This window comes from Mesorhizobium sp. M0590 (assembly GCF_040320905.1).
In the GTDB taxonomy this organism is placed as follows: Bacteria; Pseudomonadota; Alphaproteobacteria; order Rhizobiales; family Rhizobiaceae; genus Mesorhizobium.
This window is the reverse complement of the sequence record NZ_JAMYQN010000005.1, coordinates 300,935-314,679: the sequence shown is the minus strand read 5'-3', so window position 1 is coordinate 314,679 and position 13,745 is coordinate 300,935. Positions and strand designations below refer to the sequence as shown.

The following is a 13,745-nucleotide window of genomic DNA, read 5'->3' as shown; positions in this document are numbered from 1 at the left end:
TAAAGACAAAAGTTTAAAGCGCGTCGCGTGAATCTCTTCAAACGTGACGTGCTTTAAGGAGAAACAATGATGGCTGACGACGCACCGCTCTGGATCCCGACGCAAGAGCAGATCGACGCAGCGCCGATGACCGCCTTCATGAACGCCGCGGCGAACATGGCCGGCAAGGTTTTCTCCTCCTATGCCGACCTGAATCGCTGGTCGATCGATCATCGCGAGACCTTCTGGAGCCTGGTCTGGGACTTTTGTGGCATCGTCGGCGACAAGGGCGAACGCATGCTGGTCGATGGCAACAAGATGCCCGGCGCGACCTTCTTTCCTGAGGCAAAGCTGAACTTCGCCGAGAATCTCCTCAAGAAAACCGGGCTTGGCGACGCAATCGTCTTTCGCGGCGAGGACAAGGTCGAGCGGCGGCTGTCCTGGAACGAGCTGCATGCGCTGACCTCGCGCCTGCAGCAGCTTTTCCTGTCGCTCAAGGTGAAGAAGGGCGACCGCATCGCCGCGATGATGCCCAACATGCCGGAGACCGTTGCTGCGATGCTGGCGGCCGCCTCGATCGGCGCGGTCTGGTCGTCCTGCTCCCCAGATTTCGGCGAGCAGGGGGTTCTCGACCGGTTCGGCCAGATCGAGCCTGTCGTGTTCATCGCGCCGGACGGCTACTGGTATAATGGCAAGGCGATCGAAGTCGCCGACAAGATCGCGGCCGTGGCGGGCAAGCTCGCCACCGTCCGCAAAGTCCTCATTGTCGACTATCTCGGCACCTCGCTCGACGTCGCCGCGACCATCGGCAAGGCGGCTGCGCTGGAAGAGGCGCTGTCACCCTTTGCCGCAAGGCCTGTCGCCTACGAAAGGCTGCCGTTTTCGCATCCGCTGTACATCCTGTTTTCATCGGGCACGACCGGCATTCCCAAATGCATTGTCCATTCGGCCGGCGGAACGCTGATCCAGCACGTCAAGGAAGAACGGCTGCATGCCGGCCTGCTCGACGGCGACCGCTTCTTCTACTTCACCACCTGCGGCTGGATGATGTGGAACTGGCTGGTGTCGGGCCTGGCATCGGGCGCCACCTTGCTGCTCTACGACGGCTCGCCGTTCTACCCGGACGGCAATGCGCTGTTCGACTTCGCCGATGCCGAAAAGATGACCTATTTCGGCACCTCGGCCAAATTCATCGATTCCGTGCGCAAGGCCGGCCTGAAGCCGATCCACACGCATGATCTTTCCAGCGTGCGCACCATCTCATCGACCGGCTCGCCGCTATCGCCGGAAGATTTCCGCTTCGTCTATGAAGGCATCAAGAAGGACGTGCATCTGGCTTCGATTTCCGGCGGCACCGATATCGTCTCCTGCTTCGTGCTCGGCGTGCCGATCGAACCGGTATGGACCGGCGAGATCCAAGGGCCCGGGCTCGGCCTTGCCGTCGATGTCTGGGACGATGACGGCCGCCCGCTCCGCCAGGAGAAGGGCGAGCTCGTCTGCACCAAGGCGTTTCCGGCGATGCCGATCGGCTTCTGGAACGACCCTGACGGCAGGAAATACAAAGCCGCCTATTTCGAACGTTTCGACGATGTCTGGTGCCACGGCGATTTCGCCGAATGGACCGTCCATGGCGGCCTGATCATCCATGGCCGTTCCGACGCCACGCTCAATCCGGGCGGTGTCAGGATCGGCACGGCGGAGATCTACAATCAGGTCGAGCAGATGCCGGAAATCCTCGAAGCGCTGTGCATCGGCCAGGATTTCGACAATGACGTGCGTGTCGTGCTGTTCGTGCGGCTGGCGGCCGGCGTTGAGCTCGATGCCGAGCTGGAAAAACGCATCCGCGCGAAAATCCGCACCGGGGCGAGCCCGCGCCACGTGCCGGCCAAGATCGTCGCCGTCAGCGATATTCCGCGCACCAAATCGGGCAAGATCACCGAGCTCGCGGTACGCGACGTGGTGCATGGCCGCGCCGTCAAGAACAAGGAAGCGCTCGCCAATCCCGAAGCGCTCGAGCTGTTCCGCAACCTGCCGCAGCTTGCCGACTGAGCCGGGTTCAAGGTGGGAGCTGTTTTGAGGTCTCCGGTATCGTTAACGAATTATCTCTTCGGAATTTACCTAGATTTCATGAGTGGTACACATTGGTAAATTTTCCGGCGTGCCGGTAAGGATTTGTTAAGGCCCGGCATCAATAGTCGTGCGTAACTTGAGGGAGAAATCCCGTTCCTCTTAGCCCCGAGAGGATCTGATTCGCTCAAGCCCCGTTGTGACAGCAATTCCAATTTCTCAAGGCGTCCTGTTGGACGCCTTTTTTCTTTGCGCAACCATAGCTAACCGGCGAGCACTCGGGTCGAGGGAAAGGCGACTTCGACAAGGGTTCCCTCGCCGGGCGTCGAGTTGATGGTGAACCGGGCCCGGTTCGCTTCGACCATCGCCTTGGTCAGCGGCAGCCCAAGACCCGTGCCGTCGCCACGGCCGCGCTTCAGCGCATTGATCTGCTTGAACGGCTTCAGCGCCTGCTCGATCTCGGACTGGCTCATGCCGATGCCGGTATCGCGAACGCGCATGACGACATCGCCGGAGATCTCGTAAGCCGTCGACACGATCACCTGGCCGCCGGCCTGCGTGTAGCGGACGGCGTTCGACAGGATGTTGAGCGCGATCTGCCGCACGCTGCGCAGATCGGCCACCACTTCCGGCAGCCGCGAGGCGAAGCTGGAGCGGATGATGACGCGTTCCCGGTTGGCTTGCGGCTGCATCATCGCCACGGTTTCGGCAAGCGTGTCGTTAAGCGACACCGCCTCATAGGCCATCTCCTGCTGGCCGGCCTCGATTTTCGAAATGTCGAGCAGGTCATTGACCAGATCGAGCACGTGGTTGCCCGAACGGTTGATGTCGCGCAGATAGTCGCGATAGCGGTCATTGGCCACCGGCCCGAATTTCTCGTCGACCATCAGCTCGGAAAAGCCGATTATGGCGTTGAGCGGCGTTCGGATCTCGTGGCTGATGCGGGCCAGAAAATCGGTCTTCTGCGACGAAGCGCGTTCGGCGACCGCGCGCGCCTGGGTCAAGTCCTCTTCGGCCCGCTTCCACTGGGTGATATCGCGCACCACCGCACAGAAGCCGCTGTCGTTGGGCAGCCTGCCGATGGTCATGAACAGCGGAATGAAACGCCCCTGCGCCTCGCGCCCGATCACCTCGCGGCCATCGTTCATCACGCTTGCAACGCCGGGCTCCGACAACCCCTCGAGATAGTCACGCGCCGCGCGCTGGCTTTCGATCGCAAACAGCGAGACGAACGGTTTGCCGGTCACCTCGTCGCTGTCGAAGCCGAACAGCGCTTCCGCCGGACGGCTAATTGAACGGATCGTTCCGTTACGGCCGATCAGCACGACGCCGTCGGTGGCGGTGTCGATGATAGTGCGCATTTCGGCAATGCGTGCCTTGAGCTCGGAAACATCCGGCTGCGTTTGGTCTTCGGCGGCGCCATGTGGAATGGCTGCTGCCTCGTCGTCGCCGGAACGACGTACGACCAGCATCAGCGCCTTGCCGTTTCCCCAGGGCACGGAGCGTAAAATCGCATCGATCGGAAACTCCTGACCTTCGCGCGTTTTCAGCCGCAGAGCGCGGTCGCCGCCATCCGAACTGCCGTCGTCGGCATAAGGGTCGGCAAACAGCGCGCCGAGCCCGCCGGCCTCGTCCAGGGCATTGAGCGTCGCATAGCCGGTCAAGCCGAGGAATTCGTCGTTCGCGTAATGCAGCTGGTCGCCGGAATGGATAAGCACCGGCACTGGCAGCTTGCCGAGGATCGAGGTATCCGGCCCCTTGTTGTCCTCTCCGGCAAACGCCGACGGCACGAAGCCGTCGAGTTTGAGCGGTGGTGCCTGCGGCCGCGCGATGGGCGGCACCTGGCCGGCAGCGTCGGCTGCGGCTGCGCTGTCCTCGGACCAATCCTCGCTGTCTTCGGCGTCACGGAAGTCTTCGGCCGTCATGCTGTCGTCGTCGCCATCCCGCGGCGCTTCGGCGACGATCGTTCGACGGTTCGTGCTGGGCTCAACGCCTTCCTGCGCCTCATCGCTGGGTTCGCGGTCGGCATAGTCGAGCAGCGATCCGGAAACAGGGCGTGTGACGGGTTCGCCGGCTTGCGCCTCTGCTTCCACCTCATCCGGCTGCTCGCCGTCGAGCCGGGCAAGATCCTTCTGGTCTTCGGCATCGGCCTCGGGCGGTTCGGCGGCAGCCGCCCCGCTTTCCGGACCTTGTGCCGGCATCTCACCCTTGTCCGTCGGGCCGGCTTCTTTCAGCTTTGGCTCGTCGGCCTTGCCGGCTGCCTCGACTTTCTCAACCGGCTTCTGCTTTCCGGCGCTGGGCTGTTTTTCGGCCGGGGTGCTGTCCTTCTTGAGACGCTCGCCAATCTCGCGAAACGCGCTGCGTTCCAGCGTCGACAGGCCCTTGTCGTTGGCCGGCTGCCGGTGCTCGGCCAGCCGGATCACCTTGTCGGCAAAGCGCCGCTCGGGTTTTGGCACGATGGTCAATGCCGGCACTTCGCCCCTGAACGGATCGGCGGGTTTAGGTGTCTCGGGGAGAGGTTCGACGGCTTTCGGCCCGATGGTCGCGGCAGGTTTCTCCTCGGCGACAAGGGCCATGCCGACGGCATCCGGATCGACCACCGCATCGCCGCTCCTGGCCACGCCGAAACCGCGAAAACCTTCGAAAACGCGGCTGCGGCTGTAAACCGGGAGCGCCGCCAGATCGACGGGTATCTTCAGATCGGTGCCGGCGACCGGCCACAGCACGGAGCGGCCGGACCAGGTGTCGCGCCGTTCGAGCAGGCCGGCAATCTCGCCAGAAGCATCGAGGCCATAGGCGGCCGAAACATCCTCGAAGCGGCGGCCGATCACGTCGGCGGCAGGCTTGCCGACGAGCTCGGCAAATTCCGGCGAAAGGGCGCTGAAATGGCCCTCCGCGTCGGTACGCCAGACGAAACGCATGGGCGCGGCGGTGCGATCGATCGCCGAAGCGCGGTGTTCGGCCGGCGATGCGGCTTTGGTGGCTTTTGCGGCGCTTTCCGGCGAAGTATCCGCGCCGGCCTGCGAAGCGTCCGGGCTGGTCTCGACTTTGCCGGACGCAGCTGCCCCGGGCGGGACCTGCGCGTCGTCGCCGGCATTGAAGTACCAATGGTCATGCTGCGTCGGCGTTTCGCCAGCCGTGCGGTGATCGCCGGCCGCGTCGGCAGGTTCGTGCTCCGCCGATGCCGAGGTGCCTTGCATCGCTGCAAGGTCGATCTCCGCCGCGCCGGTGCTGGCGATCGGCTGCTCGTTGTCCTGATCCGTTGGCTGGGGAAGATCGCCACCTCTCAGTGCCGCTGCCGCCTCGGTTTCCCCGCCGGCGCGCTCGCCATCGGGGGCCTCGCCGTCAAGCCGGTCCTCGTCGATCACCACCAGCAGGTGCCGCTCTTCCGTCAGCCGGGCAAGGCCCGCGGGATAGGAGCTGGACCCACCCGGAACCAGGCGCTTGACGATGCGGTCGCTCTCGTTCGCCACGTCGGCGACAAGCGCGGCCAGCGTCTCAGGCCGGATGCCGAGCGCCGAAAAGCCGTCCGATGCGGCGTCGATATTGCCCTTGGCATCGACAAAGGCGATGTAGTGGCCGTCTTCCGCAAAGCCACCGATGGCGCGGTCGGCGATCTCGGCGGCGCTTCGCGAGCCGGTCTGCGCCGCCGGCAGCGCCAGCATGATTGCTTCCTCGCCATCGGGCATGGTCACCGCGCTGGCCAGGAAGCCGACGGCGCGGCTGGTCAGGCCAGTCGCCAGCCGGACCGTGATGGCACGGTCGCGGCCGATCTGCGGAAAACCGCTGGTTGCCATGATCTGGCGCCTGGCGATCAGCGGCAAACCTGCCGAGGCGCCGATGATCGCGCCGATGTCGGGATAGCCGAATACCGCTGCGCCGGGGCCGTTGGCCCAGATCACCTGCTCGAGATCTGCCGACAGAATAGCGATCGCGTCGCCTGCGGCGAAGCGCAGGCGGACCGCGTCGAGCACGGCGACATCGAGGAAGGAGTAGTTTTCAGCCGGCATGCGCTTGGCGACCCTCACAGAGCGGGCAATTTGCGGTTAACGCTTTGTTAATAAAAGCCGACGGCGCGAAGGTCCACAAGTCATAGCGTGCAACCAGCGGAATCTCTAGGCGCGTGGTTAACGCCGCGAACCAAATATTTTATGGTGCGATGCAACAAACATGTTGCAATGCACAAAATTTGCCTTTATATTGCCATGATAGATGAACGAGACGGCATTTTGTCAAAGCCGCTGCCGCTGAAAAGGATGGAAAATGTCCAGGACCAAGACCGCTGAAACGATCGAAAACGTTGAATTCCCGAGCTTCGACGCTTCGAAGGCCACCGACCAGATCCGTGCCTTCGCCGAAAAGGGCGTTGAGCAGTCGAAAGAGGCCTATGCCAAGCTGAAGACCGGCGCCGAGGAGACCCAGAAGGCTCTGGAGTCGACCTACGAGACCGCCAAGTCCGTTTCCAGCGACCTGTCGCTCAAGACCATCGCCGCCCTGCGCGCTAATGCCGAAGCCGGCTTCTCGCATTTCGAAGCGCTGATCGGCGCCAAGTCGCTGTCGGAAGTCGTCGAGTTGCAGACCGCTTTCCTGCGCAAGCGCGTCGAAATGACCGTCGAGCAGGCTAAGGACTTCCAGGCGGTTGCTGCCAAGGCGGCCGAGGACGTATCCAAGCCGATCAAGACCGCCTTCGAGAAGGCCGTGAAAGAAATCAAGATCGCCTAATATTTGCGCACAGTTTGACGATGCATCAAAAGGTCGCATTTCGTCAGACAAATAGATGTGCGATATAGTGGTTTAAGTGAATACCCGGCGGGTGGAACCTCCTCCCTCTGCTCACCGGGGTGACCAGCCAGCACCTCCTCCCGCTGGCTCGTAACAGGAAAAGGCCGGCACCTCCTCCCGCCGGCCTTTTCTTTTGTCCGGCGGAAAATGACGCGATGCCGGAGCGAGCTTTTGCCTTGCCAAAAGCCTTGAATTAAACTCCGATAGCCCGTATGGACGCATCGCCGAACGACAGAGCGGGTCCCGAACGTTTCATCTCGATCCCGCTCAGGCAAACGTGCCGTTGTAGCTCAGATGGTTAGAGCGCCGGATTGTGGATCCGGAGGTCGCTGGTTCGATCCCAGCCAACGGTACCATTCAGCTTTCAGCCAGGTTTCTGACCAATAGCGCCGAGCGTTCACTACGATCCCGTAGCGCTCACCCACGGTCCCGCGCCTGACGCGCGCCGCGCAGGTGATCCACGAGGGCTCTCAGCTTCGGCGCGATATTCCGTCGGCTTGGGAAATAGAGATAGAAACCCGCAAACGGCGGAAAATAGCCGTCGAGGATTGGCACGAGCTCGCCGCGGTCGAGCCAGGGGCGGAATGTATCGGCCATGCCGAACGTGATTCCGGCGCCTGCAACGGCCAGCCGGATCATCAGCCACATGTCGTTGGTTGTGATCTCGGGCGCAACCGCCACGTCGAACTCGCGCCCGTCCTCGCCGAACTCCCACCGATAGGGCGAAACTCCCGGCGCCGGCCGCCAGCCGATACATCGATGAGCCACAAGCTCGCGCGGATGGGCGGGTGCTCCGAACTTTTCGAGATAGCGCGGGGCGCAGACGGCCATCTGTCGCTGATCGCCCGATACCGGCACGGCAATCATGTCCTGCTCGATCACTTCGCCGAGCCTCACTCCCGCATCATAGCCTTCGGCAACGATGTCGAATTCCTCGTCGGTGACCACAATATCCAGATGCACCTCGGGAAACCTTTCTGCAAAGGACGCCAGCAACGGTCCTGACAGAAAGGCCTCTGCGATCGACGAAACCACGATCCGCAGGCGGCCGCGCGGGCGGTCCAGAAACTCCGTGGTGGCTTCGATTGCCGCGTTCACGTCGGCGATCGCCGGTGCGACGCTCGCCAGCAGGCGCTCGCCCGCTTCGGTCAGGTTGACGCTGCGTGTCGTGCGCTGCAGCAATGCGATGCCAAGGCGCTGTTCAAGCCTGAGGATGCTCTGGCTGACCGCTGAGCGCGTCACGCCCAACCGGTCTGCCGCAGCGCGAAAATTGCGTTCCTCGGCCACGGCGACGAAGACGGCAATTGCATTGAGATCGATGTCCCATTGGTTAGTCAAACTTACCATCGAGGTTAACGGCAGGCGGGTTATCGCGACAATGCCATGGCTCTATCTCTGTCGCAACGGCAAGAAGGCTTGATCCTCCTGATCCAAGCCGAAGCCGACCAACAAGGAGATATCCCATGACATCACTCCCTTCCTCCTGGGACCTGGATGGAAAAGTCGCCCTCGTGACCGGCGCGGCACGCGGCATCGGCCGCTGCGCGGCGGAACTGCTGCGGGCGCGGGGCGCCCGGATCGTGGCAAGCGATCTCAGCGACAGCGTACGCGAATTGGAAGCCGAGGATGTGGCGACCCTGGTCGGCGATGTCGCCGACGAGGATCTGGCCAGACGCTCGGTCGAACTCGCCGCGAAGCGCTTCGGTCGACTCGACATCGTCGTGAACAATGCCGGTCGCACGCTCAACAAACGACTGACTGAGACCTCGGTCGACGACTATGACCGCATCCTGCAGATCAACGCGCGCGGCAGCTTCGTCACTGCCCGTGCCGCAGTGGAATTGATGGCCGCCGGCGGTAGCGGCGCGATCGTCAATGTCTCGTCGATCTCGGCCGTCGCGGCCTTCGAGACGCAGGCGGCCTATGCCTCCTCCAAGGCGGCTGTCGCACAGCTGACCAAGGTGATCGCGATCGAATACGGGCGCATGGGCATTCGCTGCAACGCCGTTGCCCCTGGCGTGATCGAAACCGACATCATGGAAGGCGTGGTGGAGAATGGCCGGGAGATGCTGCGCAGCTTCGGCGGCGCGCATCCAATCGGCCGGATCGGCCAGCCGCAAGAAGTTGCCGAGGCCATCGCCTTTCTTGCCTCGCCGGCATCCAGCTTCATCACCGGGGCCTTGCTTCTGGTCGATGGCGGCTACACCGCCCAGTGAGCCCCCCAAATAGGGCCGGCGCGCCGCGGGAGCTCACCCGCACCCAATCCCTTCACATCGTGAAAATAATCATAGAACCAAAAGGATCATCTCGATGACGATGAACAGAGTTGTTCTGATCACCGGTGCCTCCAGCGGCATCGGCGCTGGCATTGCCCGCGAGCTTGGCGCGGCAGGTGCGAAGCTGATGCTCGGCGCACGCCGCACCGACCGCCTTGAAGCGCTTGCGGCCGAAATCGAGGCAGCTGGTGGAACGGTTCGCGTGCGAGCGCTCGACGTCACCAGGAGGGCGGATGTCGCAGCATTCGCCGACGCAGCCCGGGCCGAATGGGGCCAGGTCGATGTCATCGTCAACAATGCCGGCGTCATGCCGCTGTCAGCCATGGCAGCCATGAAGGTCGACGAGTGGGAGCTGATGGTGGACGTCAACATCAAGGGTGTTCTGTACGGCGTCGCGGCGGTTCTGCCCGAGATGACGGCACGCGGCTCCGGTCACATCATCAATATCGGTTCCATCGGCGCACTGGCCGTCTCGCCCACGGCCGCCGTCTATTGCGCAACGAAATACGCTGTCCGCGCGATTGCCGATGGGCTCCGCCAGGAGAGTGACGATATCCGCGTAACCTGCATTCATCCTGGCGTGGTGGAAAGCGAGCTGGCGAACACGATCTCCGACGAAGCCGCTGCCGCCGCCATGAAAACCTGGCGTGCTATTGCCCTGCAACCCGATGCCATCGCCAGGGCAGTGCGCTACGCAATCGAACAGCCCGACGATGTCGACGTCAACGAGATCGTCGTGCGTCCGACGAAGGCGGCGCATTGATGCGATCCACTTTGGCCGCAGTGCTTACGCGTATTGCCGTTGCTGTAGCTCCAACCGGCCTGACCCTTCCTTCAACTCCAATCCTCGCGGAAGAACCAATGACGCACCAAGATCATCCCTATGTCGGAATGTGGGTCACCGAGGATCGCCATATCAGGCACGAACTCCTGCCGAACGGCCGTTATGACGAAGCGCGCGGTGACCGCGAAAGCGCCTACCGGGGACGCTATGAAGTGCACGGCAACCACATAGAATACTGGGACGATACGGGCTTCACCGCGGATGGTGAGTTCGTCGAAGGCGTCCTCTATCATGCCGGCATGATCCTTTACCGCCGGCGGTAGAGAGCCACCCTGAGACAAGCACTTCAGGATTCCACAAGACGCTATTGCATGCCTTGCATGAGACGCTCGGCAGCTTGCACTGCAAGGCCCGTCACACCACATATCTTCACGCAAGCGCGGCGGAAAGAAGCAGGATCGCGAGCAGAGTCGACATTGCAAATGGTTGTCACTATATAGCGGCGGCTTTGACGGCTCGCCTCTTACATGGTGCCGGCGAGAGCGCGGTAAATGTGCTAGTCATTGTGACATCTATTGTGATCTAAAACGGCTTGAAAATCGAAAAAAAGCAAATAGAAACAATAGCGCGGGTCGAACGAGTTTCGTCGAGAGAATCAGTCCTCAAGAACTAGAACGTGCTCCTTGAACCCTCCATTCCCTTCAGCTCTGTGGACCTCGGACAAGTTCGGCTTGCCGGGCGAAGCCGACTCGGCTCGAATGGCAGCACGCATCTTTTCGAAGATGCCGACGTTTATGATTACCAACCGGCATAGCCGCTAGGGAAACAGCAGTATGAGTGAACACGCGATCGAGTTCTTGCGCGGGTGGATTGGCGAAAAAGTCCACTGCCAGCCCTCGCCAGCCAGAATCGAGAAGCAGGCCGAGACCCTCGCCAGGGAATGTGCGGCCAAGGCTGCCGAGGCCGGCATACCCCTGGAGGATATCCAGGAAGAGGTCGGCGACATTCAGGAGCTCATTGCTTCGAGGCTCGAAGAGGCGGCCGAGGCCGACCAGGACGAGCGGAATTCCAACAAGCCTGCCGGCTGACGGACCGCCTCCGGCAAAACCTGCCGGGCGAACATTGCCTGTCTGATGCAGTTGCGCGGTCTTATCGCCGCGCAGCTCTGCCAAATCTCTCCTTAAGCCATGTTTTCGGCAACGCCGGCACGAAATTGCCGTCGCGCCCGGTCATGTCTTCATTGGCGACCAGCGCGTTGAGGATTGCTTCCTCCACGCTCTGAACGACGGCGTCGAAGAACGGGTTGATATCGGCATCCGGTATGTAGCCGGCGCTGACCAGCTTGCCGGCCGCGCCGCGCGCCGCGTCGGGATTGGCCGTGCTGAAGGCCAGAAAGATATCGCCGGACGAATTGTATCCATAGCCGCCGGTTAGCGCCACGCCGAGCGGCACGCGTTTCGCCAGCCGTTTCAACTGATGCGGCATGAATGGCGCATCGGTGGCGACGATCGCGATGATCGAGCTCTTCTCCGCTCGCGGCGTGTTGTCCCGGGCCGCCGGATCGGCGAGTTCCGCTCCGGCTCTGATGCCACGGATCACGAGGTTTCGCCGTGCACCGAAATTCGACTGGACGAAGCAGCCGATCGTTAAACGCTTTCCATTCCAGTCGACGCTGCGCGAGGATGTGCCGGACCCTGCCTTGAAGCCGAAGGTGATCATGCCTGTGCCGCCGCCGACGCTGCCCTCTTCGATCGGCCCGCTATCAGCCGTTTCGAGCGCGGAAAACACGTGCTCGAAGCTCACATGGTGGCCGTTGATATCGTTCAGGAAGCCGTCGTAAGTCTCGCCCGCCACCGGCAGCGCCCAGGCGCTGTCGAGCGATTGCGGCAGCACCGTCTGCATCCAGCGCAGCGTTGCGTCGCGGCTGACGCCGCAGGAATGCGTGTTGGTGATGGTGATGGGAAGATTGAACGCTCCGAGCTCCTCTATCAGATGCGAGCCGGTCAGTTCGCCATTGCCATTGGCGCTGAACATCCCGGCAAACGCCGGGACGGCCAACTCGTCTCTGGGCCGTGGCAGGATCGCGGTCACGCCGGTGCGTACCGGACCCTTGCCGACGACGAGCGGCCCATCCCCTGAGATCAGCGTGGTATAGCCGACCGTCACGCCGGGCACATCGGTGATGGCATTGAAGCGGCCTGGCGTGCCATCGAATGGGATCGCGAAGGCGCGGGCGCGCAGTTTGCCCGAGGGCGTCGCAAGATGCGGGTCGGTCATTTTTTCCTCAGAAAAGCGAACCTTGGCCGCCCGGCGCCTTGAGCTTGGCCGCGGGCTTGGCAACCGTCTTCGGCCGCGCCGTGCCACTGATGGCGACTGCATCGGCGGTGCCGTCGGCGAACTCCAGCGAAAGCGCCATCCCCGACACAACTTCTGCCGCGTGCTTGACCACCGCGCCGTCCGCATCCTTGACCAGCGCGAAGCCTCGCGCCAGCACGGCCTTGTGCGAGAGCGTCGCCAGCAGCCGGTCGGCCTGCGTCAGTTTTCCACGCAGACGGTCCAGCCGCCGCGAAATCGCCTGGTCCTGCCGCCGCGTCAGTGCCAGCAGGGCATCGCCTTGCAGTTTCTGCCGTCTTGCGATCGGCGCCGGTGACAGTCTGGTCGCCGTGCGCGAAAACCGCGCCCGACGCTCGCGCACGATGGCGAAGAAAGCCGCTTGCGCACGGGCGAGGTCGCGGCGGGTCAGAGTGCGGGCTTCGTTCATGCGCCGCGACAAAGTCGCCGGCGTCAGCCGCTGCCCCAGAAGCCTGGCTCGCTTGCGCTCGACGCTGACCGACAGCGCCCGGCCGAGCCGGCTCGTCGCCTCGTCGAAGCGCCGCCGCGGCAGCGCCAGCAACTGGTCGGGCGAGGGCAGCGCACGGGCGGCCGCGCGTGCCGCCTGCCGCTTGCGTTCGAAATTGCGCGACAGTGCGGTCTTCAACCGCGCGCCAAGGCCGGCAAGCGTCGCTTCGAGGTCGACCTTGACCGGCACGGCGATCTCGGCGGCGCCTGTCGGCGTCGGCGCCCGCACATCCGCCGCCAGATCGATCAATGTCCAGTCGGTCTCGTGGCCGACCGCGGAAATCACCGGAATGCCCGAAGCGGCGACGGCCCGGGCAAGCGCTTCGTCGTTGAACCCCCACAGATCCTCCAGGCTGCCGCCGCCGCGCGCCACGATCAACAGATCGGGCCGCGCGATGGCGCCGTCCCATGGCAGTGCGTTGAAGCCGTTGACGGCAGCGGTCACTTCCGCACCCGCCGTCTCGCCCTGCACCCGCACCGGCCAGACCAGCACGTGCAGCGGAAACCGGTCCTTGATGCGGTGGATGATGTCGCGGATGACGGCGCCTGTCGGCGAGGTGACGACGCCGATGACGCACGGCATGAACGGCAGCCTGCGCTTGCGCGCCGCGTCGAACAGGCCTTCGGCCTGCAGCCGGCGCTTGCGCTCGTCCAGCAGCGCCATCAGCGCACCGGCACCGGCCGGCTCGAGATTGTCGATAACGATCTGGTAGTTCGACTTTCCGGGATAGGTGGTGAGCCGGCCGGTGGCGATCACCTCCATGCCTTCCTCTGGACGGAATTTCAGCCGGCTCATCGTGGTCTTCCACACCACGGCGTCGAGCCGCGCGCGATCGTCCTTCAGGCAGAAATAGGCATGGCCGGAGGAATGCGGTCCGCGATAGCCGGAAATCTCGCCGCGCACCCGTACATTGCCGAAGACGTCCTCGACCGTACGCTTCAGCGCGCCGGAAATCTCGCTCACCGTATATTCGGTGGCGTTGGTGCGTGATTCGGATGCTGCGTCGCTCATCGGCCGA

The 13,745-nt window shown here is 63.1% G+C and carries 10 protein-coding genes and 1 tRNA gene; 7 read left to right on the top strand and 4 right to left on the bottom strand.

Annotated elements, in window-relative coordinates; translation table 11 throughout:
• Positions 1–69: 69 nt before the first annotated feature.
• Positions 70–2,028 carry an acetoacetate--CoA ligase gene (locus NKI52_RS11915; RefSeq protein ID WP_352698071.1) on the top strand — a complete coding sequence of 653 codons (1,959 nt, stop codon included), beginning with the start codon at positions 70–72 and terminating at the stop codon, positions 2,026–2,028.
• Positions 2,029–2,309: 281 nt separating this feature from the next.
• Here NKI52_RS11915 and NKI52_RS11910 read toward each other — a convergent pair whose 3' ends face one another.
• Positions 2,310–6,056, bottom strand: coding sequence for a PAS domain S-box protein (locus NKI52_RS11910; protein ID WP_352698069.1), 3,747 nt, complete (start codon positions 6,054–6,056; stop codon positions 2,310–2,312).
• Between the two features lie 253 nt (positions 6,057–6,309).
• Between NKI52_RS11910 and NKI52_RS11905 the strand changes: the two genes are divergently transcribed.
• Together NKI52_RS11905 and NKI52_RS11900 are read left to right on the top strand one after the other, a co-directional pair.
• On the top strand, positions 6,310–6,768 hold the full coding sequence (locus NKI52_RS11905) for a phasin (RefSeq protein WP_254819298.1): 459 nt from the start codon (positions 6,310–6,312) through the stop codon (positions 6,766–6,768).
• 339 nt (positions 6,769–7,107) lie between these two features.
• Positions 7,108–7,184 (top strand) — tRNA-His (locus NKI52_RS11900).
• 61 nt (positions 7,185–7,245) lie between these two features.
• Here the strand turns inward: NKI52_RS11900 and NKI52_RS11895 are convergent.
• Complete coding sequence (locus NKI52_RS11895) at positions 7,246–8,166, bottom strand: LysR family transcriptional regulator (protein ID WP_352698067.1); 921 nt, start codon at positions 8,164–8,166, stop codon at positions 7,246–7,248.
• Positions 8,167–8,291: 125 nt separating this feature from the next.
• Here NKI52_RS11895 and NKI52_RS11890 point away from each other — a divergent pair, with 125 nt between their 5' ends.
• The 4 genes from NKI52_RS11890 (at position 8,292) to NKI52_RS11875 (ending at position 10,976) form a co-directional block, all read left to right on the top strand.
• The gene (locus tag NKI52_RS11890; RefSeq protein WP_352634648.1) at positions 8,292–9,044 is read left to right on the top strand and encodes an SDR family NAD(P)-dependent oxidoreductase; all 753 of its coding nucleotides are present in this window, start codon (positions 8,292–8,294) and stop codon (positions 9,042–9,044) included.
• A gap of 94 nt (positions 9,045–9,138) precedes the next feature.
• Positions 9,139–9,867, top strand: a complete 729-nt coding sequence (locus tag NKI52_RS11885; protein ID WP_352698065.1) for an SDR family oxidoreductase — start codon at positions 9,139–9,141, stop codon at positions 9,865–9,867.
• Positions 9,867–10,211, top strand: coding sequence for an Atu4866 domain-containing protein (locus NKI52_RS11880; protein ID WP_352577548.1), 345 nt, complete (start codon positions 9,867–9,869; stop codon positions 10,209–10,211). The genes NKI52_RS11885 and NKI52_RS11880 overlap by 1 nt, the downstream gene beginning before the upstream one ends.
• Positions 10,212–10,721: 510 nt before the next feature.
• Positions 10,722–10,976, top strand: a complete 255-nt coding sequence (locus tag NKI52_RS11875) for a DUF768 domain-containing protein (RefSeq protein WP_023677464.1) — start codon at positions 10,722–10,724, stop codon at positions 10,974–10,976.
• A gap of 61 nt (positions 10,977–11,037) precedes the next feature.
• On the opposite strand, the gene NKI52_RS11870 is transcribed toward NKI52_RS11875, so the two are convergent.
• Both NKI52_RS11870 and xseA read right to left on the bottom strand, forming a co-directional pair.
• On the bottom strand, positions 11,038–12,165 hold the full coding sequence (locus NKI52_RS11870) for a DmpA family aminopeptidase (RefSeq protein ID WP_352698063.1): 1,128 nt from the start codon (positions 12,163–12,165) through the stop codon (positions 11,038–11,040).
• Between the two features lie 7 nt (positions 12,166–12,172).
• Positions 12,173–13,738 (bottom strand): exodeoxyribonuclease VII large subunit, encoded by a 1,566-nt coding sequence (gene xseA / locus NKI52_RS11865; RefSeq protein ID WP_352457093.1) that lies wholly within the window; start codon positions 13,736–13,738, stop codon positions 12,173–12,175.
• Positions 13,739–13,745: the final 7 nt, after the last annotated feature.

Coding starts and splice junctions, on each gene's coding strand:
- NKI52_RS11915 (WP_352698071.1), top strand. CDS start 70: ATGGCTGACGACGCACCGCTCTGGATCCCGACGCAAGAGCAGATCGAC.
- NKI52_RS11910 (WP_352698069.1), bottom strand. CDS start 6,056: ATGCCGGCTGAAAACTACTCCTTCCTCGATGTCGCCGTGCTCGACGCG.
- NKI52_RS11905 (WP_254819298.1), top strand. CDS start 6,310: ATGTCCAGGACCAAGACCGCTGAAACGATCGAAAACGTTGAATTCCCG.
- NKI52_RS11890 (WP_352634648.1), top strand. CDS start 8,292: ATGACATCACTCCCTTCCTCCTGGGACCTGGATGGAAAAGTCGCCCTC.
- NKI52_RS11885 (WP_352698065.1), top strand. CDS start 9,139: ATGACGATGAACAGAGTTGTTCTGATCACCGGTGCCTCCAGCGGCATC.
- NKI52_RS11880 (WP_352577548.1), top strand. CDS start 9,867: ATGCGATCCACTTTGGCCGCAGTGCTTACGCGTATTGCCGTTGCTGTA.
- NKI52_RS11875 (WP_023677464.1), top strand. CDS start 10,722: ATGAGTGAACACGCGATCGAGTTCTTGCGCGGGTGGATTGGCGAAAAA.
- NKI52_RS11870 (WP_352698063.1), bottom strand. CDS start 12,165: ATGACCGACCCGCATCTTGCGACGCCCTCGGGCAAACTGCGCGCCCGC.
- xseA (WP_352457093.1), bottom strand. CDS start 13,738: ATGAGCGACGCAGCATCCGAATCACGCACCAACGCCACCGAATATACG.